At 62.9% G+C, this 21,733-nt stretch carries 25 protein-coding genes and 1 tRNA gene; 21 read left to right on the top strand and 5 right to left on the bottom strand.

The window, feature by feature from the left end; translation table 11 throughout:
• Nucleotides 1-9: 9 nt before the first annotated feature.
• From tolQ to H6935_14880, 17 genes are all read left to right on the top strand, one after another.
• Complete coding sequence (tolQ, locus tag H6935_14960; GenBank protein ID MCP5279635.1) at nt 10-684, top strand: protein TolQ; 675 nt, start codon at nt 10-12, stop codon at nt 682-684.
• Entirely contained in the window at nt 681-1,100 is a 420-nt protein-coding gene (gene tolR, locus H6935_14955) for a protein TolR (protein ID MCP5279634.1), read from the top strand. The genes tolQ and tolR overlap by 4 nt, the downstream gene beginning before the upstream one ends.
• Nucleotides 1,097-1,951, top strand: a complete 855-nt coding sequence (locus tag H6935_14950) for a TonB family protein (protein ID MCP5279633.1) — start codon at nt 1,097-1,099, stop codon at nt 1,949-1,951. Before tolR ends, H6935_14950 begins: the two co-directional genes overlap by 4 nt.
• 50 nt (nt 1,952-2,001) lie before the next feature.
• Complete coding sequence (gene tolB, locus H6935_14945) at nt 2,002-3,264, top strand: Tol-Pal system protein TolB (protein ID MCP5279632.1); 1,263 nt, start codon at nt 2,002-2,004, stop codon at nt 3,262-3,264.
• A gap of 191 nt (nt 3,265-3,455) precedes the next feature.
• The gene (gene pal, locus H6935_14940) at nt 3,456-4,031 is read left to right on the top strand and encodes a peptidoglycan-associated lipoprotein Pal (GenBank protein MCP5279631.1); all 576 of its coding nucleotides are present in this window, start codon (nt 3,456-3,458) and stop codon (nt 4,029-4,031) included.
• The gene (gene ybgF, locus H6935_14935) at nt 4,028-4,828 is read left to right on the top strand and encodes a tol-pal system protein YbgF (protein ID MCP5279630.1); all 801 of its coding nucleotides are present in this window, start codon (nt 4,028-4,030) and stop codon (nt 4,826-4,828) included. The genes pal and ybgF overlap by 4 nt, the downstream gene beginning before the upstream one ends.
• 2 nt (nt 4,829-4,830) lie before the next feature.
• A complete protein-coding gene (queE, locus tag H6935_14930) occupies nt 4,831-5,490 on the top strand; it encodes a 7-carboxy-7-deazaguanine synthase QueE (GenBank protein MCP5279629.1) in 660 nt (219 codons plus the stop codon).
• Complete coding sequence (gene queC, locus H6935_14925; GenBank protein ID MCP5279628.1) at nt 5,487-6,161, top strand: 7-cyano-7-deazaguanine synthase QueC; 675 nt, start codon at nt 5,487-5,489, stop codon at nt 6,159-6,161. The genes queE and queC overlap by 4 nt, the downstream gene beginning before the upstream one ends.
• Nucleotides 6,162-6,231: 70 nt before the next feature.
• Complete coding sequence (locus H6935_14920; protein ID MCP5279627.1) at nt 6,232-7,326, top strand: YeeE/YedE family protein; 1,095 nt, start codon at nt 6,232-6,234, stop codon at nt 7,324-7,326.
• Nucleotides 7,327-7,480: 154 nt separating this feature from the next.
• On the top strand, nt 7,481-8,113 hold the full coding sequence (locus H6935_14915) for a TlpA family protein disulfide reductase (protein MCP5279626.1): 633 nt from the start codon (nt 7,481-7,483) through the stop codon (nt 8,111-8,113).
• 47 nt (nt 8,114-8,160) lie between these two features.
• Nucleotides 8,161-8,236, top strand: a tRNA-Lys gene (locus H6935_14910).
• Nucleotides 8,237-8,370: 134 nt separating this feature from the next.
• Entirely contained in the window at nt 8,371-10,080 is a 1,710-nt protein-coding gene (locus H6935_14905) for an acetolactate synthase 3 catalytic subunit (GenBank protein ID MCP5279625.1), read from the top strand.
• Nucleotides 10,081-10,167: 87 nt separating this feature from the next.
• Nucleotides 10,168-10,662 (top strand): acetolactate synthase small subunit, encoded by a 495-nt coding sequence (ilvN, locus tag H6935_14900; GenBank protein MCP5279624.1) that lies wholly within the window; start codon nt 10,168-10,170, stop codon nt 10,660-10,662.
• A 19-nt stretch (nt 10,663-10,681) separates the two neighbouring features.
• The gene (gene ilvC, locus H6935_14895; GenBank protein MCP5279623.1) at nt 10,682-11,698 is read left to right on the top strand and encodes a ketol-acid reductoisomerase; all 1,017 of its coding nucleotides are present in this window, start codon (nt 10,682-10,684) and stop codon (nt 11,696-11,698) included.
• A gap of 78 nt (nt 11,699-11,776) precedes the next feature.
• Nucleotides 11,777-12,445, top strand: a complete 669-nt coding sequence (locus tag H6935_14890) for a phosphatidylserine decarboxylase (GenBank protein MCP5279622.1) — start codon at nt 11,777-11,779, stop codon at nt 12,443-12,445.
• Between the two features lie 3 nt (nt 12,446-12,448).
• Entirely contained in the window at nt 12,449-13,252 is an 804-nt protein-coding gene (gene pssA / locus H6935_14885) for a CDP-diacylglycerol--serine O-phosphatidyltransferase (protein MCP5279621.1), read from the top strand.
• Nucleotides 13,253-13,492: 240 nt separating this feature from the next.
• The gene (locus tag H6935_14880; protein ID MCP5279620.1) at nt 13,493-15,028 is read left to right on the top strand and encodes a 2-isopropylmalate synthase; all 1,536 of its coding nucleotides are present in this window, start codon (nt 13,493-13,495) and stop codon (nt 15,026-15,028) included.
• A 66-nt stretch (nt 15,029-15,094) separates the two neighbouring features.
• Here the strand turns inward: H6935_14880 and H6935_14875 are convergent, their stop codons facing one another.
• From H6935_14875 to wrbA, 4 genes are all read right to left on the bottom strand, one after another.
• Nucleotides 15,095-15,871 (bottom strand): hypothetical protein, encoded by a 777-nt coding sequence (locus tag H6935_14875; protein MCP5279619.1) that lies wholly within the window; start codon nt 15,869-15,871, stop codon nt 15,095-15,097.
• A 108-nt stretch (nt 15,872-15,979) separates the two neighbouring features.
• On the bottom strand, nt 15,980-16,321 hold the full coding sequence (locus tag H6935_14870) for a DUF2069 domain-containing protein (protein MCP5279618.1): 342 nt from the start codon (nt 16,319-16,321) through the stop codon (nt 15,980-15,982).
• Nucleotides 16,318-17,046, bottom strand: coding sequence for a DUF2470 domain-containing protein (locus H6935_14865; protein ID MCP5279617.1), 729 nt, complete (start codon nt 17,044-17,046; stop codon nt 16,318-16,320). The genes H6935_14870 and H6935_14865 overlap by 4 nt, the downstream gene beginning before the upstream one ends.
• Complete coding sequence (gene wrbA, locus H6935_14860) at nt 17,043-17,633, bottom strand: NAD(P)H:quinone oxidoreductase (GenBank protein MCP5279616.1); 591 nt, start codon at nt 17,631-17,633, stop codon at nt 17,043-17,045. Before wrbA ends, H6935_14865 begins: the two co-directional genes overlap by 4 nt.
• Before the next feature lie 119 nt (nt 17,634-17,752).
• Between wrbA and sucC the strand changes: the two genes are divergently transcribed.
• Both sucC and sucD read left to right on the top strand, forming a co-directional pair.
• Nucleotides 17,753-18,913 (top strand): ADP-forming succinate--CoA ligase subunit beta, encoded by a 1,161-nt coding sequence (gene sucC, locus H6935_14855; GenBank protein ID MCP5279615.1) that lies wholly within the window; start codon nt 17,753-17,755, stop codon nt 18,911-18,913.
• Nucleotides 18,910-19,788 (top strand): succinate--CoA ligase subunit alpha, encoded by an 879-nt coding sequence (gene sucD, locus H6935_14850; protein ID MCP5279614.1) that lies wholly within the window; start codon nt 18,910-18,912, stop codon nt 19,786-19,788. Before sucC ends, sucD begins: the two co-directional genes overlap by 4 nt.
• A 33-nt stretch (nt 19,789-19,821) precedes the next feature.
• Here the strand turns inward: sucD and H6935_14845 are convergent, their stop codons facing one another.
• Nucleotides 19,822-20,646: a YceI family protein gene (locus H6935_14845; protein MCP5279613.1), complete on the bottom strand. Its 825-nt coding sequence runs from the start codon at nt 20,644-20,646 to the stop codon at nt 19,822-19,824.
• Between the two features lie 107 nt (nt 20,647-20,753).
• On the opposite strand from H6935_14845, the gene H6935_14840 reads away from it, so the two are divergent.
• On the top strand, nt 20,754-21,182 hold the full coding sequence (locus tag H6935_14840; GenBank protein MCP5279612.1) for a DNA polymerase III subunit chi: 429 nt from the start codon (nt 20,754-20,756) through the stop codon (nt 21,180-21,182).
• 8 nt (nt 21,183-21,190) lie between these two features.
• Nucleotides 21,191-21,691, top strand: a complete 501-nt coding sequence (locus H6935_14835) for a hypothetical protein (GenBank protein MCP5279611.1) — start codon at nt 21,191-21,193, stop codon at nt 21,689-21,691.
• Nucleotides 21,692-21,733: the final 42 nt, after the last annotated feature.

Below are 21,733 nucleotides of genomic sequence, written 5' to 3'. Positions count from 1 at the left end.
CCCATGGAAATTTCCCTCGCCCAGGACATGTCCTTTCTGACCCTCGTCGCCCAGGCCAGCTGGGTGGTGAAAGGGGTGCTGCTGCTGCTGCTGTTCGCCTCGGTGCTGTCCTGGTGGCTGATCTTCGAGAAACTGTTCACCCTGAAGCGGGAACTGCGAGCATCGGAGTCCTTTGAGCGAGACTTCTGGGGGGGCGGCCACAACGCCATCGTGGAGCGGGCCGACGGCGAGACCCGGGGCTCCAGCATGGAGGAAGTGTTCCGCGCCGGCTGGCGGGAGTTCCGCATGAAGCGCAAGCACAGCGTGGCCTCCCAGGCCGTGCTGGAAAGCGCCCGGCGGGCCATGCGGGCCGCCTACCAGCGGGAGATGGACCTGCTGGAGTCCTACCTGCCCTTCCTGGCCACGGTAGGGTCCGTTTCGCCCTACGTGGGCCTGTTCGGTACGGTGTGGGGCATCATGAATGCCTTCATCGGCCTGTCCAACGTGTCCCAGGCCACCCTGGCCCAGGTGGCGCCGGGCATCGCCGAGGCCCTCATCGCCACGGCCATCGGCCTGTTCGCCGCCATCCCGGCGGTCATCGCCTACAACCGCTTCACCCATGACATCGACCGCCTGGCCAACCGCTACGACGTGTTCATGGAGGAGTTCTCCAACATCCTGGAGCAGGAGGCCGTACGGGCATGATCCACCGCCGTCCCCGCAAGGCCATGAACCAGATCAACGTGGTGCCCTACATCGACGTGATGCTGGTGCTGCTGGTGATCTTCATGGTCACGGCCCCCTTCATCAATCCCGCCCAGGTGGAGCTGCCCAGCATCAGCAAGAGCGCCACGGCGCCAACAGCCCCCCTGGAAGTGCTGGTGCGGGAAGACGGCACGCTGCTGCTGCGGGACCGGGGCGCGGGGGAGGAGGGGGAGGCCGTCGGCGAGGACAGACTGCCCGCCGCCATCCAGGCACGGCAGCGGCTCAACCCCAAGCAGCCGGTGGTCATCTCCGCCGACAAGAACGTGCGTTATGAATCCGTCATGCGTGTCATGGACATCCTGCAAACCCAGGGGGTGGCCAGGGTCGGCCTGTTGGTGAAGCCCGCTGCCCCGTGATTGCTGCGCCCCGCCATCAGCATTTTTCCTCGGGCAGCCTGGCCCTGGTGGTCCACGGCCTGTTCGCGCTGGCCCTGGTGGTGAGCATGTCCTGGAAGAACCTGCCCCACCTGCCTGTGGAGGCGGACCTGTGGTCCACCCTGCCGGAGCCTCTGACCGCGGAGCCTGAACCGGTGCCCCTGGATTCGGAGTCTCTTCCCCGGCCGGAGCCCGCATCGCCGCCTGTGGCGGAGCCCCAGCCCCGCGAGGCGGATATCGCCCTGAAAAAGGCCGAACAGGAAAAAAAACGCCAGGCGGAAGAGGAACTCCGCAAGCAGGAAGAGTCTCGTAAACTGGAAGAAAAACGCCAGGCAGAGGAAAAGACCCGCAGGGAACAGGAAGAATTCGCCGAAATGGAGCGCATCGAGCAGATCAGGCAGAAGGAACAGAGGCGGAGGCAGATGGAGGAGGAACTGGTTCGCCAGGCCCAGGCGGATCTGGAGCGGGAGGAAACCCAGATGCGTGTCCTGCAGGAGCAGGCCGTGCGGGCGGAGCGCCGGGACAGGCTGGTGGAGGACTTCAAGCGCCGCATCCAGTCCAAGGTACAGTCCTACGTGCGCCTGCCCCAGCGGATCGCCGGCAATCCGGAGGCCGTGTTCCAGGTGAGCTTGTTCGCCAACGGTGAAATCCGTAATGTGACCCTGGTCAAGTCCAGCGGCCATGCCGCCTATGACGTGGAAGTGGAGCGGGCCATCCTGAAGGCCTCGCCCCTGCCTCTGCCCAACGAGAAGGAAGCGGCGTCGGTCTTTCGCGGCGGCCTGGTGCTGAAGTTCCGGCCCTTCGACGGCAGCCCCGGCGCAGGATTGAGATGACCGGTGACCCCGGCCTGGAAGTTGTGAGGATTGAATTGCTGATCAGAAACATGTGCTTACCCGTTCGACTGCTAATCGCCCTTGGCTTGCTGCTGTCCGCCTTGCAGGCCCACGCATTGATGACCATAGAGATCGTCGGTGGGGCCAGCAACAAGATACCCGTGGCGGTGCTGCCATTCAGCCTGTCCCGGGACGACGGGCTGAACCCGGGCGATGTGATCACCAACGACCTGGGGCGCAGCGGCTATTTCCGCATGCTGGACCCCAAGGGTGTGATGTCGCCGTCCGACCCCCAGGCCCTGCCCCTGCCGGACTGGAAGAACAAGGGCGCTGATGCCGTGGTCATGGGGCATGTCATTCCCGCCCAGGGCGGCCGGGTGGAAGTCCGCTTCTGGTTGTTCGACGCCGTGCGCAAGACCCAGATCACGGCCCTGTCCTACACCACCACCCTTGCGGGGGTGCGTTCCGTGGCCCACAAGATCGCCGACATGGTGCACGAGAAGTTGCTGGGCGAGCCGGGTCCCTATTCCGGTCGCATTGCCTACATCCTCAAGCGGGGCAGCCGCTACGAGCTCCAGGTGGCGGACGCCGACAGCCAGAACGCCATCACCGTAACAGCCTCGCCGGAGCCCATCATTTCCCCCGTCTGGTCCCCGGACGGCATGAAGCTGGCCTATGTCTCCTTCGAGGACAAGAAGCCGGTGGTCTACGTGCAGAACCTGGTGGACGGCAAGCGCCGCGCTGTGGCCAAGTTCCGCGGTTCCAACTCGGCCCCGGCCTGGTCGCCGGACGGACGCCGCCTGGCCGTGACCCTTTCCAAGGACGAGACCTCTCAGATCTATCTGCTGGATCTGGAATCGGGCGAGGCCCGGCGCTTCACCCGGGGCGGGGCTCTGGATACGGAGCCTGTCTTCAGCCCTGACGGGCAATGGCTGTACTTCACCTCGGATCGGGGCGGCTCCCCCCAAATTTACCGTGCCTCCCTGGAAAGCGGGGAGACGAGTCGCATCACCTTTGAGGGGGGGTACAATGTATCCCCAGCATTATCTCCGGATGGCAAGACCCTGGCCTTTGTGCATCGTCGCGACGCTCGATTCCACGTGGCGATCATGGATCTGGGTAACCGCCAGATGGAGGTGCTGACGGACACGACTTTCGATGAGTCGCCCAGTTTTGCGCCCAATGGCCGACTGATCCTTTATGCGACCCTGGTCAACGGGCGGGGTGTGCTGGCGACGGTGAGCGTGGACGGACGGGTGAAGCAGCGGCTCTCCCAGTCAGGAGATCTGCGGGAGCCGAGTTGGGGGCACTAGGACAACCGACTTCCGGGTCACAGTTAGGTATCTTTGGAGGAGTTTTCATGAAGTATTTAGCCATATCCTTGACGCTGGCCGCACTGCTGGCCGGTTGTGCCGACCAGCCTCCCAAGGACGCCGTGATCGAGGATCGTGGCATCAGGGCTGCGGCAAAGGCCGAAGAATCCAAAGCAGCCGAAACCCAGGGCATGGTGGTGGCGCCGGTTGACGGCAAACCCATCCCGGCCCAGGAAACTACGGCTCCGGCCGGTGGCACTGCCCAGGCGCCAGAGCAAAAAGTGGAAACCCGTCCCCTCGCGGAAGCTTCCGCGGAAGTGAAGCCCCTGGATGGCAGCCAGCCTGGCGCCGCCGCAGTTGAAGGTCCCGCTGCCCAGGCAGGCGGGGATCAGGCCGCCATAGCCCTCATCCTCAAGGATCCCAACAGCCCCCTGTCCAAGCGCATCATCCAGTTCGACTTCGACAGTTCCGCCATCCGTGACGAATACCGCGGTCTGCTGGAGGCCCATGCGGAGTTCCTGAAGAGCAATCCCGCCAGCAAGGTCATCCTGCAAGGCCACGCGGACGAACGTGGCAGCCGCGAATACAACCTGGCCCTGGGCCAGCGCCGTTCCGAAAGCGTATTCAAGGCCTTGTCCCTGCTGGGCGTGTCCGAACCCCAGATGGAGGCGGTGTCCCTGGGCGAGGAGAAGCCCGTGGCCGAGGGGCATGACGAAGAAGCCTGGCAACAGAACCGTCGAACCGAAATTCTCTATCAAGGCGAATGAAAACTATCCGTTACCCCCTACTAGTCCTGGCACTGCTGGCCCAGTCCGGCTGGGCCGCCTCGACGGATGAACTGGCCCAGAAGCTGGGCGATTTGCAAAAAGGCGTCCAGGCCCAGGACGGCAGGCTGTCGCGCCTGGAAAGCCAGTTGCAGAACCAGGGCCTGTTGAACCTCCTCAACCAGGTTGAGGCGCTGAAGGCCGAGGTGGCCCGGCTGCGGGGTTCCCAGGAGGAGCTGGCCTATCAGCAATCCACCGCCGACAAGCGCGTCAAGGAACTGTTCGCCGATCTGGACGATCGCATCAAGGAACTGGAGAGCCGTCCCGCCGCCGCTGCGCAGGTCCCTGCCGTGCGCCTGCAGCCGGCCCAGGCCTTGAGCACACCCATGTCTCCAACGTCCGGCGCTGCACCCGCCGGGGACGTGGAAAACGAGACCCGGGCCTATGAGGCGGCCCATCAACTGGTTAAGTCCGGCCGCTACAGGGATGCCGTGCTCGCTTTCCAGGGTTTTGCCAAGACCTATCCCAATAGCAACCTGGTGCCCAACGCTCATTATTGGACCGGCTTCTCCTACGTGGGCATGTCCGACTTCGAGAGCGCTGCGGCCAGCTACCAGCACCTGATCGGGGAATATCCCAACAGTCCCAAGACGCCGGATGCCATGCTTTCCCTGGCCAGGGCCCAGGTGCAGATGAAGGACCTGGCGTCGGCCACGGCCACGCTGGAACAACTCATCGAACGCTTCCCCTACAGCCGGGCCGCGGACAATGGCAAGAAACTCCTTTCCACCCTCAAGTAACCTTGCCGGTCCCGTCTAGTCCCTCCCGCCTGCGGGTCACGGAAATATTCTTTTCCCTCCAGGGCGAGGCCAGCAGGGTGGGCCTGCCCACGGTATTCGTGCGCCTGACCGGGTGTCCCCTGCGCTGTGGATACTGCGATACCGACTACGCCTTCCAGGGAGGGGAATGGATGGACGTGGGGGCCATCATCGGCAGGGTGCAGGGGTTTCCCACGCGCCATGTCACGGTGACGGGGGGCGAGCCCTTGGCTCAGAAGGGATGCGGGGAACTCCTGGAACGGTTGTGCGATGCAGGCCTGGATGTTTCCCTGGAAACCAGCGGGGCATTGGATGTTTCCGGTGTGGATCCGCGCGTTGCGCGCATCGTGGATGTGAAGACACCCGGATCGGGCGAGGTGGAGCGAAACCGCTGGGCCAATCTTTTCGTCCTGTCTCCCCGTGACGAGGTGAAATTCGTCCTGACTGGCGAAGAGGACTACCTCTGGGCCAGGTCCCTGCTGCGGGAACACGACATTGCCGCCCGTTGCCCGGTCCTGTTCTCTCCGGCCTGGGGGCAGGTCGAGCCGGCCCTGCTGGCGGACTGGGTCCTGCGGGACGGCTTGCCGGTGCGCTTGCAGCTGCAACTGCACAAGATTCTCTGGCAAGAGGCCCGGGGACGATGAGCGGGGCGGTGGTGCTGCTATCCGGCGGCCTGGATTCCGCCACGGCCCTGGCGGTGGCCCGCAACGCGGGACACGGTTGCCACGCCCTCAGCCTGGACTATGGCCAGCGCCATCGGGTGGAACTGGAAGCGGCCCGGGCCGTGGCGAGGCACTTGGGCGCGGCGGAGCACCGTGTCATGCGTCTCGACATGGGGCCCATGGCCGGCAGTGCCCTCACCGATACCAGCATCGCCGTGCCTGAGGATGGCCCCGCCGAGGGGATTCCCGTGACCTACGTGCCGGCCCGGAACACCATCATGCTGGCCTTGGCCCTGGGATGGGCGGAGGCGCTGGATGCCGAAGCCATCTACATCGGCGTGAATGCGGTGGATTACTCCGGCTATCCCGATTGCCGCCCGGCGTATGTGAGCGCATTTCAGAAAATGGCCGATCTGGCCACCAAGCGTGCCGTGGAAGGGCGTTCCATACGTATGGAGGCGCCCCTTATCCAACTTACCAAGGCAGAGATCATCCAACTGGGGCTGGAACTGGGCGTGGACTACAGCCTCACGGTTTCCTGCTACCAGGCCGACGCCGATGGGCGTGCCTGTGGTCATTGTGATTCCTGCCGCTTGCGGCGCCAGGGATTCGAAGCGCTGGGCATGCCTGACCCAACGCGGTATTTCAATTGACCCATGATGTAAAGCGCGCCCCTATAATCCCACCCACTAAACGACAAGAAGGCCCGAGAGGAGATATTTAATGGAGCAAATTCAGAATCCTGCATCCTTGGTTGCTTGGCTGGGTTTCTTCCTGGCCCTTGTTTTCGGTTATGTGGCTAACAAGACGAGTTTCTGTACCATGGGGGCCGTTTCCGATGTGGTGAACATGGGCGAGTGGGGGCGCATGAGAGCCTGGCTGCTGGCCATTGCCTTGGCCATCCTGGGCGCCAATCTGCTGGTCTACCTGGGTTTTTTCGATATTGCCCAGACCTTCTACACACGGGGGACGGTGCACTGGTTCGGTGCCTTGGCAGGGGGCTTGATCTTCGGCGTGGGCATGACCCTGGCCGGTGGTTGCGGCCAACGCACGCTGGTGCGGCTGGGAGGTGGCAACCTTAAGTCGGTGGTGGTATTCATGTTCCTGGGATACTCCGCCCTGGTGACCATGAATGGCGTCCTGCGCATTCCCCTGGATAGCATCCTCCGGGCGGACATGTTCACGGTGCATCTGGACGGCATGCAGACCCTGCCCAGCCTGTTTGGCATGGCAGACACGGTTTCACAAATCTCCTTCGCCGTCATACTTTCCCTGGTGATCCTGGCCTTCGTGTTTTCCAGCAAGGAATTCAGGGAAAACCGGGATAACATCCTGGCGGGCGTCGTGGTGGGCCTGGTGGTGGCGGCCGGCTGGTATGTGACGGGCCATCTGGGATTCTCCGAGAACGAATTCATGGAACGCACCTATGTGGGGACGGATTCGAAGCTTGCGGAATCCATGACGTTTGTGGGGCCCTTGGCCTACACCATGGACCTGTGGGCCTACTGGCGGGACAAGCACGTAACCTTCGGAGTGGCCAGCGTGTTTGGCGTAGTGATCGGTTCCTTCATCTATTCCGTGTTCAACCGCAGCTTTCGCTGGGAATATTTCAATTCGCCCCAGGACATGTTCCGCCATATCATGGGGGCCATACTCATGGGCTTCGGGGGCATCGCTGCCATGGGCTGCACCATCGGCCAGGCGGTCACGGGCGTGTCCACCCTGGCTATCAGCTCGTTCATCGCCTTCTTCGGTATTGTGGCTGGCGCCGCTATTACCATGAAAGTTCAGTACTATTTGATTATGCGGTCTGCATGATCAAAAAGTTTTATTCAATTACGGCATTTTCCTGTCGATAGAATGGTCATATAGGGTGTACGTTTGTGCGCTACCTGAAAGGATGATGATGCGGAAATTTTTGGGTGCATTGCTGCTGGGCTTGGTGACTACCGTGATGTGGGTGAATCCGAGCTTGGCAGGCACCAAGGCAATCAATTTCCAGTTCACGGATATCAATGGAAAAAGCCTGAGGCTCTCGGACTTCAAAGGCAAGTGGGTGCTGGTGAACTTCTGGGCGCCCTGGTGCCCGTTGTGCTGGGTGGAGGTTCCCACGCTCAACGAGTTGAACAAGCGAAAGGATTTCGTGGTCATTGGCGTCGGCCTGGATTACGGTCCCGATGAGAACGCCGTGCGTGAAGCCGCCAGTCGACACAACCTGGACTTCAACAGCATCGTTGCCGGGGGTTCCCGCCGCAATCAGGATAGCCCTTTCCGTCAGGTGGGGCCGGTGGACTTCTACCCCACTTCTTACATTTACGATCCCAACGGGGAGATCGTGATGTTCATTCCTGGACAGGTTCGCATGAACAAGGTGCTGGCCTTCATGGAGGCCTACAAGGGCAAGAACCCCCAGACCCAAGTGGTGGAAGGAAAGCAATCGGAAGCGCCCGCCGTCGAGAGCCCCATTCAGGAAGTGACCTACAGCAAGCCCGACGCGGTGGAAGCGAACGCCATCACCAATACCGGCAAAACCATCACCCGCAGTCGCACCAGCAAGAAGCCCGCAGTGCGGCGCAGCAGGAATAATCGCACTGTGACCTACTGAACGAGTTGACCTGGCTGCGGTTTTTTTGAATAATCGCGGTCTTTCTAGGGTGGTTAGCTCAGCTGGTAGAGCAGCGGACTTTTAATCCGTTGGTCGTGGGTTCGAATCCCCCACCACCCACCAAATACAGGGGTTTGGCCAGTGCCAAGCCCCTTTTTGTTTGCCCAGGTGTGTCGCTTGGACATCGGCCTTGCTTGACCGGTCCCATGCCAATCGATAGTGTTTCAAGCTTTTCCGAATATTAAGAATTCCTTGCCATGGCCGACACGGAGTTGACCGGAGCGGAGATAGTTGTCCGCTGTTTGCGCGACGAAGGTGTGAAGCACGTTTTCGGGTATCCCGGCGGCGCGGTGCTGAACATCTACGACGAGATCTACAAGCAGGATGACTTCCAGCACATCCTGGTGCGTCACGAGCAGGCTGCACTGCATGCCGCCGATGCCTATGCCCGCTCCACCGGCCAGGTCGGGGTGGCCATCGTGACTTCGGGCCCAGGTGCCACCAATGCCGTCACCGGCATCGCCACGGCCTACATGGACTCGATCCCCATGGTGGTGCTGACGGGCCAGGTGCCCACCGCCGCCATCGGCATGGATGCCTTCCAGGAAGTGGACACCGTTGGCATTACCCGGCCCTGCGTGAAGCACAACTTCCTGGTGAAGGACGTGCACCAGCTGGCGGAAACCATCAAGAAGGCCTTTTACATAGCAGCCACCGGCCGGCCTGGCCCGGTGGTGGTGGACATTCCCAAGGACGTGACCCAGCACCTGTGTGCCTATCACTATCCCAAGACCATATCCATGCGCTCCTACAACCCCACTTGGAAGGGCCACACCGGCCAGATCAAGAAGGCGGTGCAGATGCTGCTGGAGGCCAAGCGCCCGGTCCTCTACACCGGCGGTGGCGTGGTGCTGGGCAATGGGGCCAAGCAGTTGACGGAGTTGACACGGCTCCTCGGCTATCCCACCACCAACACCCTCATGGGCCTTGGCGGCTATCCCTCTCCCGATCCACTTTTCCTGGGCATGCTGGGCATGCACGGCACCTACGAAGCCAACATGGCCATGCAGCACTGTGACGTGCTGTTGGCCGTGGGCGCCCGTTTCGACGACCGGGTCATCGGCAACCCCAAGCATTTCGGCAGCGAGCACCACCGCATCATCCACATCGACGTGGATCCTTCCTCCATCTCCAAACGGGTCAAGGTGGATGTGCCCATCGTCGGTGACGTGGCCCACGTGCTGGAGGAGATCATCAAGCTCCTGAAGGCGGAGAAGGACAAGCCGGACGAGCAGTCCCTCAAGGCCTGGTGGGCCCAGATCGAGCTGTGGCGGGCCCAGGACTGCCTGAAATACGAGCAGAGCGACAAGGTGATCAAGCCCCAGTTCGTGGTGGAAAAGCTCTACGAGGTGACCAGCGGCCAGGCCTACGTCACCTCCGACGTGGGCCAGCACCAGATGTGGGCGGCCCAGTACTACAAGTTCGATCAGCCCCGTCGCTGGATCAACTCCGGTGGGCTGGGCACCATGGGCTTCGGCCTGCCCGCCGCCATGGGCGTGCAGTTCGCCCACCCTGACGCCATGGTGGCCTGCATCACCGGCGAGGGCAGCATCCAGATGAACATCCAGGAACTGTCCACCTGCCTCGAGCACAAGCTGCCCATCAAGGTGATCCTGCTCAACAACGGATACCTGGGCATGGTGAGGCAGTGGCAGGAGTTTTTCTACGAAGAACGCTATGCCGAGTCTTACATGGGCTCCCTGCCGGATTTCGTGAAGCTGGCCGAAGCCTACGGCCACGTGGGCATCCAGGTGGAGAAGCCTGAAGACGTGGAGCCAGCCCTGCGGGATGCCTTCGGCAAGTACAAGGACCGCCTGGTGTTCATCAACTTCCTCACCGATCCCCGAGAAAACGTGTATCCCATGATCCCGGCCGGCAAGGGATTGTCTGAAATGATCTTGGTGTAAACATGAGACTGACGCAGAGCCGCCTCAAGTCAGGCGAACGCCCCCTCGGGGGGCAACGAGCAGTAGCGAGTGAGGGAGCACGGTAATATGCGGCACATCATCTCCCTCCTGATGGAAAACGAAGCCGGGGCCCTGTCCCGGGTGGCTGGACTCTTCTCAGCCCGGGGCTACAACATCGAGTCGCTTACCGTGGCCCCCACCGAGGATGCCACCCTGTCCCGCATGACCATCGTCACCCGGGGCTCGGATGAAGTCATCGAGCAGATCACCAAGCAGCTCAACAAGCTGGTGGACATCGTCAAGATCCAGGACCTGACCGATGGCAGCCACATCGAGCGGGAACTCATGCTGGTGAAGGTGCGTACCCACACCAACGAGTCGCGGGAAGAAATGAAACGCATGACGGACATCTTCCGCGGCCGCATCATCGATGTGGCTGACAAGACCTACACCATCGAGCTCACCGGTCCAGGCTCCAAGCTGGATGCCTTCCTGGAGGCCGTGGATGCCACCGCCATTTTGGAAACCGTTCGAACCGGCGCCTCGGGCATTGGCCGGGGCGACCGCATCATGAAAGTTTGATTGTCAGAAAGGACGTCCCATGAAGGTTTATTACGAGAAAGACTGCGACCTCTCCCTCATCAAGAAGAAGAAGGTCACCATCGTCGGTTATGGCTCCCAGGGACATGCCCACGCCAACAACCTGCAGGACTCCGGCGTGAAGGTAACCGTGGGCCTGCGCAAGGGCGGCGCCTCCTGGGACAAGGCCAAGAAGGCGGGCCTGGCGGTGAAGGAAGTGGGCGCGGCGGTGAAGGACGCCGACGTGGTGATGATCCTGGTGCCCGACGAGCAACAGCCTGACGTTTACCGCAACGAGATCGAGCCCAACATCAAGAAGGGCGCCACCCTGGCCTTCGCCCACGGTTTCAACGTGCACTACAACCAGATCGTGCCCCGCGCCGATCTGGACGTGATCATGGTGGCCCCCAAGGGCCCCGGCCACACCGTGCGTTCCACCTACCTGCAAGGCGGTGGCGTGCCCTCCCTCATCGCCATCTATCAGGACAAGTCCGGCAAGGCCAAGGACATCGCCCTGGCCTATGCCGCCGCCAACGGTGGTGCCCGGGCCGGCGTCATCGAGACCAACTTCCGCGAGGAGACCGAGACCGATCTGTTCGGCGAGCAGGCCGTACTGTGCGGCGGTGCCGTGGAACTGGTGAAGATGGGCTTCGAGACCCTCACCGAGGCGGGCTACGCCCCCGAGATGGCCTACTTCGAGTGCCTGCACGAACTCAAGCTGATCGTCGACCTGATGTACGAAGGCGGCATCGCCAACATGAACTACTCCATCTCCAACAACGCGGAGTATGGTGAGTACGTGACCGGCCCCGAGGTCATCAACGAGCAGTCCCGCGCCGCCATGCGCAATGCCCTGAAGCGCATTCAGACCGGTGAGTACGCCAAGCAGTTCATCCTGGAAGGCAAGACCAACTACCCTGCCATGACTGCCCGTCGCCGCCTCACCGCCGAACACCCAATCGAAGTGGTGGGCGAGAAACTGCGCGACATGATGCCCTGGATCAAGGCCAACAAGCTGGTGGACAAGTCCAGGAACTAAGGCGGCAGCCGGCAGTTCCCAGCCGTCGCCGGCTTATAGGCGACGGCTGCAGACTGACTACTGTCCAAAGATATCTCCATGTGCATCGGTGTAGCCCCTCCCGCCAAGGCCCCCTGGCCCCATCCCATCATTGCCCGTGAAGGTTGGCCTTTCCTGGCGCTGGCGCTGGGGGCTTCCGTCATCGTCACCTTCGCCAGCGGCTGGGGATGGGCATTGCCTTGCTGGGTGATCAGCCTTTTCGTATTGCAGTTCTTCCGCGATCCGGCGCGCTTTGCGCCTGGGGGCGAAGGCTTGGTGCTGTCTCCCGCGGATGGACGCATCGTTGCCGTAGAGGAGACTGACGACCCCTGGTTGAAGCGTCGTGCCCTGAAGATTAGCGTGTTCATGAATGTCTTCAACGTGCATTCCAACCGTGCGCCGGTGGACGGCGAGGTGAAAGGTCACTGGTACAACCCGGGCAAGTTCATCAATGCCGACCTGGCCAAGGCCTCCACCGAAAACGAGCGCAATGCCCTGTGGTTCCAGACCCGGGACGGCAAGGACGTAACCTGCGTACAGGTGGCAGGCCTCATCGCCCGGCGCATCCTGTGCTATGCCAAGCCCGGCGACCAATTCAACCGGGGGCAGCGCTACGGTTTCATCCGCTTCGGTTCCCGGGTGGACGTCTATCTGCCCACGGATGCCAAGCCCCGGGTTTCCATCGGAGACAAGGTGCAGGCGTCCAATGACGTGCTGGCCCAACTCTGATCCATGACAGGCGCCCCGGACGACCAGAAGGCTGAAGTGGATCTGGTGGAGGAGGAAGGCAAGCCCCGCCGGCGCGGCATCTTCCTGCTGCCCAACCTGTTCACCACGGGCGCCCTATTCGCCGGCTTCTTCGCCATCGTCCAGGCCATGAACGGCCACTACGAGTCTGCGGCGGTGGCCATCTTCGTGGCCATGGTATTGGATGGCCTGGATGGACGGGTGGCCCGGCTCACCAACACCCAGAGCGCCTTCGGCGCGGAATATGACTCCCTTTCGGACATGGTGTCCTTTGGCGTGGCACCGGCCCTGGTGATGTACAGCTTCGCCCTGCAGGGCATGGGCAAGCTGGGCTGGATCGCCGCCTTCGTCTACTGTGCTGGCGCGGCCCTGCGCCTGGCCCGTTTCAACACCATGCTGGCTGTGCAGGACAAGCACTGGTTCCTGGGGTTGCCCAGCCCCTCCGCGGCGGCCCTGGCAGCAAGTTTCGTCTGGGTCATGGTGGACAACCACGTGACCGGTCAGGAGGTGCGGTGGCTGGCCTGGGGCGTCACGCTGTTCGCGGGTCTTTCCATGATCTCCAACTTCCGCTTCTACAGCGGCAAGGACATCAACCTCAAGCGCAGCGTGCCTTTCGTCGTCATCGTGCTGGTGGCCCTGGCCTTCAGCCTGGTGTCCATCGACCCGCCCATCATCCTGTTCCTGCTGTTCCTGGGTTATGGCCTGTCAGGTTATGCCCTGTGGGTGAAGCGACGCCTTGGACGCAAATCCGGGGCCGAAGCATCGAATACCTTGCCCCCGGCGAAATAGGCATTTATATTCGGCGCCATGCGCGACATATTCACATCTGTGCAAATCTGCACCCTCATGCGGCTGGCCACCCGGCTGCTGCTGCCCCTGCGCGGGCAATAATCTACTTTCCCCCCGTTTTCCGAATTGCGTTCCTGACCACCCCAGGTATGGGTGGAACAGCCGTATCTCCACTGTTTTCCTTCCCGGGGAACAGACTTGGGGAAAACCGGCAATCGACTTGAAGGCATGGAGCACACCATGAAGGATTCATTGATCATTTTCGACACCACCTTGCGCGATGGCGAGCAGAGTCCCGGCGCGTCCATGACCAAGGAGGAAAAGGTTCGCATTGCCAGGCAGCTGGAGCGCATGCGGGTGGACGTCATCGAAGCGGGCTTCCCCGCCGCCAGCAACGGCGACTTCGAGTCGGTGAAGGCCGTGGCCGACAGCATCAAGGACAGTACCGTCTGCGGCTTGGCCCGGGCCCTGGAAAAAGACATCGCCCGGGCCGGCGAGGCCCTCAAGGGCGCCAATTCCGGCCGCATCCACACCTTCATCGCCACCAGCCCCATCCACATGGAGAAAAAACTGCGCATGTCGCCGGACCAGGTGGTGGAGCAGGCCGTGAAGGCGGTGCAATGGGCGCGGCAGTTTACCGACAACGTGGAATTCTCTCCCGAGGATGCGGGCCGTTCCGAGCCGGACTTCCTTTGTCGCGTGCTGGAGGCGGTCATCGACGCGGGCGCCCGCACCCTCAACATCCCCGACACGGTGGGCTATGCCCTGCCCGGCCAGTTCGGCGACTTGATCCGTACCCTGCGGGAGCGCATCCCCAACTCCGACAAGGCCATCTTCTCGGTCCACTGCCACAATGACCTGGGCCTGGCGGTGGCCAACTCCCTGTCCGCTGTGTTGAACGGCGCCCGCCAGGTGGAATGCACCGTCAACGGCCTGGGGGAGCGGGCGGGCAACGCCGCCCTGGAGGAAATCGTCATGGCGGTGCGCACCCGCCAGGACCTTTTTCCCTGCGAAACCCGCATCGATACCACCCAGATCGTCCCGGCTTCCCGCCTGGTTTCGGGCATCACCGGCTTTGCCGTGCAGCCCAACAAGGCCATCGTCGGCGCCAACGCTTTCGCCCATGAGTCCGGCATCCACCAGGATGGCGTGCTCAAGCATCGGGAGACATACGAGATCATGCGGGCGGAGGACGTGGGCTGGACCGCCAACAAGATGGTCCTGGGCAAGCATTCAGGCCGCAATGCCTTCAAGACGCGCCTGAAGGAACTGGGCATCGAACTGGCCACGGAGGAGGACTGGAACGCTGCCTTTGCCCGCTTCAAGGACCTGGCGGACAAGAAGCACGAGATATTCGACGAGGACCTCCATGCCCTGGTGTCCGACGATGCCACCTTCGAATCCTGCGACCGCTTCAAGCTGGCCTCTCTCCGGGTGTGCTCAGAGACCGGCGAGACGCCCCACGCCCATGTGGTGCTGTCCGACAATGGCGAGGAACTGCGGGCGGATGCATTGGGTGGCGGCCCGGTGGACGCTTCTTTCAAGGCCATCGAGAAAATGGTGGGCAGCGGTTCCGACCTGTTGCTCTATTCGGTGAACAACATCACCACTGGCACGGATGCCCAGGGCGAAGTGACGGTTCGGCTGTCCAAGGGTGGTCGCATCGTCAACGGCCTGGGGGCGGATACGGACATCGTCATCGCCTCCGCCAAGGCTTATCTCAATGCCTTGAACAAGTTGTTCGGCGCGGAGGAGCGGGCCCATCCCCAGGTGTGAGGAGGTAAGGGTCAGGAAGCAAAACGGGCAGCCCGCGGGCTGCCCGTTTTACTTGGCGGGCGGGTATCAGTCGCCGCCGTGGATACAAGGCACCTGGCCGGAATCGCTTACACCGGCGGGCACCTTGCCCAGCCACATCTGCCACATGGAGATGACCCACATGGTAGCGAAGGACATGCCCATGATGGCGCCGGAGATGATCACGATCCAGGCGAATCCGCTCCAGATCTTCGTCAGGTACCAGGAGGCCACGTCGGTGATCAGCACCGCGAAGGGGGCCGCGATGAGCAGGCACTTCAGCCAGGTGGGACGCACATAGGCGTGGGTGAAGATGTAGCCGACGATGAAGAAGATGAAGGTGATGGAGAACAGGTGGATGTGGGAGACCCGCACCAGGGTATGGATGTTCATGCCCTCGTCCTTGGCTGCAACCTTGGCCACGCCCTCGTAGCTCGAGAAGTTTGGCAGGTGGGGGTTGGCGTCCGGGTTGTGGCACATCACGCAATGTTCCTGCAGGATGGGATTGATCTTGGCCTCGAATTCCTCCTGGACGGCGCCTGCGTGGAGCCAATCGAAGATCACCTGGCGCTTTTCAGCCGGCAGCATGTCGGCCATGGAGGCCCGCAGGGCGGTTTCCAGCTTGGTGCCTTCGGGATTGCCACTGTATGAAATCATCAGGTCCTTGGCGGACAGCATGGGGTCGCCGTCCTTTCCCGCGTGGTTTTCCCACACCTGGATCATGGCCATGAGGTAGCCGGTGCCGAATACCAGGAGCACCATGCTGAACAGCACCCGCATGGACATGGGCAGGAATTTGAAGTGGACGAAGTTCACATTGGTCATGGGACGACTCCTGAAAGAAAATCTCTATAAGCAGACGCTAATTTTACAGGCATGCATCCTATCTGGATACGCGTATCCGACATTGATCTCGGTCAACAAGTCAGCTGCTTAGCGTTTCTTCGCGTTGCGGGCATACCACGCGGCAGAAAGGAAGAAGACCAGCGAGAGGACCACTTCCATCAGGCCCAGCCAAGAACTGGGTGCCGCATCGGTCCAGGCCCGCACACTGCCCTCGGTGAAATAAAGCCAGATCAGCAAGGTGGACCAACGGTATGTATAGACCTTGCCGCGCAGGATGCCAAACAGGGGAATCAGCAGGGGGAATATCTTCAGCACCAGCCATGAACCGCCGGGACGCAGGGGCGCCAGCCACAGTTCCCAGGCCAGGCCCAGCAGGATCAGGCCGATCAGGCTGGCCGAGGCGATGTTTCGCAACTGGGCAGCGCTCATGCCTGGGCTTGGCTGGCCTTGGCCAGTACCACCAGGGCCCCACGGGCCTGCTGCGCGTCGGCGATGGGCGAGGGAAAGTCGAAGCGCAACACCTGGCCGTCGGCCCGTACATCGAAGCCGTCCGGGTCGATGCCTATCATCTCGGCGGCTGCGGCCTCCAGACCATGGACGTGCCTGCAATAGGCCACCAGGTTGTGGCCGTGGTCTGCATTCATATGGGCCAGGATGTCTGCCTCCTGGTCGGCCAGGGGGCCCTCTGCAAGCAGATAGTCCGTCGGTTCCACCCAGTGTATCTTGCCGAAGCCGCCGATCCAGCGCACCCGTACCGGCTCGATGCGGTAGAAGCTGAAGTCGTGCATGGAGAAATAGGCCTCGGCCTGGGGATGGATGCGCAGGTAGCGCGGCCCCAGGGCGTCCTTTTCCGCCAGGCGGCAGGCCCTGCCGATGACCGTGATCCGGCCCACGACCTGCATGTCCGGGCTGTAGGGCTGCACGATGAGGGAACAGCGGGGGTCGGCGTCCAGGTTCCTGGTGTGCTCCGCCAGGGTGGAGATGAGAATGATCGGGCAGCCGCTGTGGTCCGTGACAAACGGGGCCACGGAGCCGAAGGGGAAACCCTCCACCCGTTTTGAAAGGGTGGAAAGGACACCCGAGTGCTGGGCGCGAACGAAGCGCCGGGCGTCGCCGCCGTTGTCGCGACCGTTTTGTTGCCACACTTCGTTCATTTCAGCCTCAAGGCCAGTTCTGCCAGGCGCTTGCCCTGGGTGAAGGCCAGGCGGCGTTCCTCCTCGGTGATGGGGCGCTTGCCATCGGGGCCGGCCCAGTGGCTGGCGCCGTAGGGGGTGCCGCCCGCCTGGGTCTGGTTCAGTTCCGGATTGGTGTAGGGCAGGCCGGCGATCACCATGCCGTGGTGCAGCAGGGGCAGCATCATGGAGATCAGGGTGGTTTCCTGGCCGCCGTGGAGGCTGGCGGTGGAGGTGAACACGCAGGCCGGCTTGCCCGCCAGGGCGCCTTCCAGCCACAGGCCGGAGGTGCTGTCCCAGAAGTGCTTCATGGCGGAGGACATGTTGCCGAAACGGGTGGGGGAGCCCAGGGCCACTCCCGCGCATGCCCGCAGGTCGTCCAGGGAGGCGAAGGGGGCACCGGCGTCCGGCACCAGCTTGGCGGGTTCGTCCCGCTCGGTCATCACCTTGGGCACGGTGCGCACCCGGGCCTTGCAATTGGCCACGGATTCCACGCCGTGGGCCAGGTGCTGGGCCAACTGCTTCACCGAGCCGTGCATGCTGTAATAGAGAACCAGGATTTCAGTCATTTCTTGCTCCAGAGAGGCTGAAATCATAGCAGCCGGCACAAGGTGTCCACGCATGCCCGTGGCAAGGGACGGGCGTTTGCCGGAAAATGCATGTTTTCCTTCAAACCCACATAACCATCATGAATCTGCACGAATACCAGGCCAAGGCCGTGCTGCGGGACTACGGCGTGCCCACGCCCCGGGGCACGGTCATCAACAATGCCGAGGGCTGCGGCGCGGCCGTGGCGGAACTTGGCGGACTGCCTCTGGTGGCCAAGGCCCAGATCCATGCTGGCGGCCGTGGCAAGGCAGGGGGCGTGAAGGTGTGCCGCGCCGATGCCGAACTCCAGCAATTCGCCTCAGGCCTGCTGGGCAGCCGCCTGGTGACCTACCAGAACGCCCCGGACGGCCAGCCGGTGAACGCCCTGCTCATCGAGGAGACCCTGCCCATCGCCCGGGAGCTGTACCTGTCCATCACCGTGGACCGGGCCGCCGAGCGCATTGGCCTGGTGGCCTCCGCCGCCGGGGGCATGGAGATCGAGGAGGTGGCCCGCACCTCTCCTGAGAAGATTCTCAAGGAATGGGTCAACCCCGTCACCGGCCTCATGGACTACCAGGGCCGCAACCTGGCCTTCGGCCTGGGTTTGGCGGGCGAGCAGATCGGCGCCTTCGTGAAGCTGGTGAAGACCCTGTACCGGGTGTTCCTGGAGAAGGACCTGTCCCTGCTGGAGATCAACCCTCTGGTGGTGACCACGGAAGGCGCCATCCTGCCCCTGGACTGCAAGATGAGCGTGGACGACAACGCCCTCTACCGCCAGAAGCCCCTGGCGGAACAGGCGGACATGAGCCAGATCGATGCCAAGGAGGCGGAAGCCCACGCCCACAACGTCAACTACATCGCCCTATCCGGCAACATCGGCTGCATGGTCAACGGCGCCGGCCTGGCCATGGCTACCATGGACCTGATCAAGCTGTCCGGCGGCCAGCCCGCCAACTTCCTGGATGTGGGCGGCGGCGCCACGGCCGACTCGGTATCCGAGGCCTTCCGCATCATCCTGGCGGACCCCAACGTGCGGTCCGTGCTCATCAACATCTTCGGCGGCATCGTGCGTTGCGACCTCATCGCCGAGGGCATCATCCAGGCGGTGAAGGAGGTGGGGGTGAAGGTGCCGGTCATCGTGCGCCTGGAGGGCACCAACGCGGAGAAGGGCCGGGAACTGCTGGCGGCCTCCGGCCTGGCCATCCTGGCCGCCAACGATCTGACTGAAGCGGCGAAGCTTGCTGTGGAGAAAGCGCAATGAGCATCCTCATCAACAAGGACACCCAGGTCATCTGCCAGGGCTTCACCGGCAAGCAGGGCAGCTTCCATTCCGAGCAGGCCATCGCCTACGGCACGAAGATGGTGGGGGGCGTCACCCCCGGCAAGGGCGGCCAGAGCCACCTGAACCTGCCCGTGTTCAACACGGTGAAGGATGCGGTGCGGCAGACCGGCGCCGACGCCACCATGATCTACGTGCCCGCCGCCTTTGCCGCCGACGGCATCCTGGAAGCGGCGGACGCGGGTATCCGGGTCATCGCCTGCATCACCGAGGGCATTCCGGTACGGGACATGATCAACGTGAAGGCGGCCATCCGCGCCAACGGGGCGAGCCTCATCGGCCCCAACTGCCCGGGCCTCATCACGCCGGGGGAATGCAAGATCGGCATCATGCCCGGCTTCATCCACAGGCCGGGCAAGGTGGGCATCGTCTCCCGCTCCGGCACCCTGACCTACGAGGCGGTGTGGCAGACCACCAACCTGGGCCTGGGCCAGTCCACCTGCGTGGGCATCGGCGGCGACCCCATCAAGGGGCTGGATTTCATCGACTGCCTGGAGATGTTCGAGGCCGACCCCCAGACCGAAGTCATCGTCCTGGTGGGGGAAATCGGCGGTACGGCGGAAGAGGTGGCGGCGGAGTACATCAAGGCCCACGTGAGGAAGCCTGTGGCCGGCTACATCGCCGGCGTCACCGCCCCCCCTGGGAAGCGCATGGGACACGCCGGCGCCATCATCGCCGGCGGTTCAGGCAAGGCGGAAGGCAAGATCGCCGCCCTGGAGGCGGCGGGAGTGGTGGTGGCCAGGAGCCCGGCCGGCCTGGGTGAGGCCTGCCAGGCAGCTATCCGGCACCAGGGTTAGGCCAGGCTGTTTCTGTGGTTATACCCAGACTGTCTACTTGAACAGCTCCTTGATCAGTTTTCTCTTCAGTTGGTCTTCCGTGCTTTCCGGCTTGCCTGGGGCGACTTCCTGGGCAGGCTGGACGACAGGTGCCGGAGGTGCCGTCACGGCAGGCGTTGCTGCGGGTGAAGGCGTGGGGACTGGCACGGGTTGGGGAGCGGCCTCGACCGGTGCCGGGAAGGAGATGACCTTGGGGTTCTGCTCCTGGGCCTTCTGCGTGGTCCAGGGCTGACCGTCTTCGGACAAGCGGATGCCCTCGATGAGCAGGGTGACGTCCACCTCGTTGCCCACGGGGCCATAGGGAATGCCCTTGGTGATGCCGTAGTCTCCCCGGTTGAGCCGGGTGGTGGCCTTGAAACCTATGCGCATGCCACCCCAGGGGTCCTTGCCCAGGCCCAGGATCTGGTATTCCAGGGTGACGGGCTTGGTGACGCCGTGGAGGGTGAGGTTGCCGGTGACGCTGCCTTTCTCGGGCGTCACGGGGGACATCTTGGTGGAAACGAATTTCAGCTCCGGATGGTCCCGGGCGTTCAGGTAGTCCTCGGTGAGGACGTGGATGTCCCGCTTGAGGTGGGAGGAGTTGAGGCTGTAGACGCTGATGCTGGCTTCCACGGTGGACTTGGCAATGTTGTCCGTGTCCAGGACGATCCTGCCCTGAACGTCGTGGAATGTGCCGCTGGTGCGGGCTACCACGTGGCGGATTTCCCAATTGGCGAAGCTGTGGGTGTTGTCGATCTTGTAGGTGTGGATCTCGGCCCGGGCGGGCAGGGCGACAGCGCCGGCAAGGAGCAATGCAAGTGTGGGCATACGGATTCGCATGGTCTTCCTTTCACGGTATGGGATGGCGGTACTCAGCCATGGACTAGCGGTGAGAGGTTTATAGCACTAACCTTGTTCCCTGGTGGTGACCTCCCGCATTGGCTTCCATGACCCGAATCACCTTCTATTTCAACGCGCCCGAGAAGCTGGACGTTGCCCGCAAGCTGGCCACGAAGGTCTTTCAGAGTGGACAGCAGGCCTTGGTCTATACCGCTGATCCGGTCAGGGCCCAGGAGGCGGACCAGGGTTTCTGGACGGCCCAGCAACTTTCCTTTCTGCCCCATGTGCGCTGCGGCCATCCCCTGGCGTCGGAAACGCCCATCCTCATCGGGGACAACCCGGATCACCTGCAGCGGGCGGATGTGCTGATCAACCTGGATGGGGAGCCGCCCGCCTTCTTCGGCCGCTTCGAACGACTCCTGGAAATCGTGACGTCCGACCCCGAGGACCGGGAGCGTGCTCGGGCCCGGTTCCGCTTCTTCAAGGCAAGGGGCTATGCCCTTGACACCCATGACCTGGCCACGGGCGGTGCCTGAGTGACGACATGCCGGCGATTTCGGGGGGGACGGAGATGAGCGAGGGCAGCAAGGACCTGTTCGGCAAGATCGATGCCCTGTTCGAGAAGCGGGCGCCGGATGCCCTGGTGGACAAGGGCCTGGAGTATGAGGATTTCCCCGTGCTGACCGAGGTGGTGGGCAAGGCCCCGGAGGCCCAGACCACCTGGGGCGATCCCGAGCGGCGGGTGTTGGACCGGCGAGCCCTGGGGCCGGCCACGGGGGACAAGCCAGGAGAAGAGCGACGTTTACAGGCGCGGCGCGCGGCGGACAAGCCGATGGTTCCGCCTCCTTCCCCGTCAACCCATGGCCCGGCGGACTGCCGGGAAGAGGGCGCTGCCCAGGAGCGGGGCATGGAGGAACGTCTTGCGGATCTGTTCATTCGTCAGCAGCTGCGCCTGGAGGAAATCGTCCGCAAGGCCGTGCGGGAAGAACTGGACAAACGGTTCGGCCATGGTTCGCGCGGGGGGGCGGGAGAGCCACGGCGGTGAAGGCGGGCCGGCTATAATCCGCCCCTTCCGAAATTGATTTGA

Origin of the sequence: Thiobacillus sp., assembly GCA_024235835.1 — a bacterium.
GTDB lineage: Bacteria > Pseudomonadota > Gammaproteobacteria > Burkholderiales > Thiobacillaceae > PFJX01.
Note: the sequence above shows the minus strand (reverse complement) of the source record. Positions and strands in the feature narration are given on the sequence as shown.

Excerpts from the sequence above, each read along its gene's own strand:
- tolR (MCP5279634.1), top strand. The coding sequence starts at position 681 with ATGATCCACCGCCGTCCCCGCAAGGCCATGAACCAGATCAACGTGGTG.
- tolB (MCP5279632.1), top strand. The coding sequence starts at position 2,002 with ATGTGCTTACCCGTTCGACTGCTAATCGCCCTTGGCTTGCTGCTGTCC.
- pal (MCP5279631.1), top strand. The coding sequence starts at position 3,456 with ATGGTGGTGGCGCCGGTTGACGGCAAACCCATCCCGGCCCAGGAAACT.
- ybgF (MCP5279630.1), top strand. The coding sequence starts at position 4,028 with ATGAAAACTATCCGTTACCCCCTACTAGTCCTGGCACTGCTGGCCCAG.
- queC (MCP5279628.1), top strand. The coding sequence starts at position 5,487 with ATGAGCGGGGCGGTGGTGCTGCTATCCGGCGGCCTGGATTCCGCCACG.
- H6935_14920 (MCP5279627.1), top strand. The coding sequence starts at position 6,232 with ATGGAGCAAATTCAGAATCCTGCATCCTTGGTTGCTTGGCTGGGTTTC.
- H6935_14905 (MCP5279625.1), top strand. The coding sequence starts at position 8,371 with ATGGCCGACACGGAGTTGACCGGAGCGGAGATAGTTGTCCGCTGTTTG.
- ilvN (MCP5279624.1), top strand. The coding sequence starts at position 10,168 with ATGCGGCACATCATCTCCCTCCTGATGGAAAACGAAGCCGGGGCCCTG.
- ilvC (MCP5279623.1), top strand. The coding sequence starts at position 10,682 with ATGAAGGTTTATTACGAGAAAGACTGCGACCTCTCCCTCATCAAGAAG.
- H6935_14890 (MCP5279622.1), top strand. The coding sequence starts at position 11,777 with ATGTGCATCGGTGTAGCCCCTCCCGCCAAGGCCCCCTGGCCCCATCCC.
- pssA (MCP5279621.1), top strand. The coding sequence starts at position 12,449 with ATGACAGGCGCCCCGGACGACCAGAAGGCTGAAGTGGATCTGGTGGAG.
- H6935_14880 (MCP5279620.1), top strand. The coding sequence starts at position 13,493 with ATGAAGGATTCATTGATCATTTTCGACACCACCTTGCGCGATGGCGAG.
- H6935_14875 (MCP5279619.1), bottom strand. The coding sequence starts at position 15,871 with ATGACCAATGTGAACTTCGTCCACTTCAAATTCCTGCCCATGTCCATG.
- H6935_14870 (MCP5279618.1), bottom strand. The coding sequence starts at position 16,321 with ATGAGCGCTGCCCAGTTGCGAAACATCGCCTCGGCCAGCCTGATCGGC.
- H6935_14865 (MCP5279617.1), bottom strand. The coding sequence starts at position 17,046 with ATGAACGAAGTGTGGCAACAAAACGGTCGCGACAACGGCGGCGACGCC.
- wrbA (MCP5279616.1), bottom strand. The coding sequence starts at position 17,633 with ATGACTGAAATCCTGGTTCTCTATTACAGCATGCACGGCTCGGTGAAG.
- sucC (MCP5279615.1), top strand. The coding sequence starts at position 17,753 with ATGAATCTGCACGAATACCAGGCCAAGGCCGTGCTGCGGGACTACGGC.
- sucD (MCP5279614.1), top strand. The coding sequence starts at position 18,910 with ATGAGCATCCTCATCAACAAGGACACCCAGGTCATCTGCCAGGGCTTC.
- H6935_14845 (MCP5279613.1), bottom strand. The coding sequence starts at position 20,646 with ATGCGAATCCGTATGCCCACACTTGCATTGCTCCTTGCCGGCGCTGTC.
- H6935_14840 (MCP5279612.1), top strand. The coding sequence starts at position 20,754 with ATGACCCGAATCACCTTCTATTTCAACGCGCCCGAGAAGCTGGACGTT.
- H6935_14835 (MCP5279611.1), top strand. The coding sequence starts at position 21,191 with ATGCCGGCGATTTCGGGGGGGACGGAGATGAGCGAGGGCAGCAAGGAC.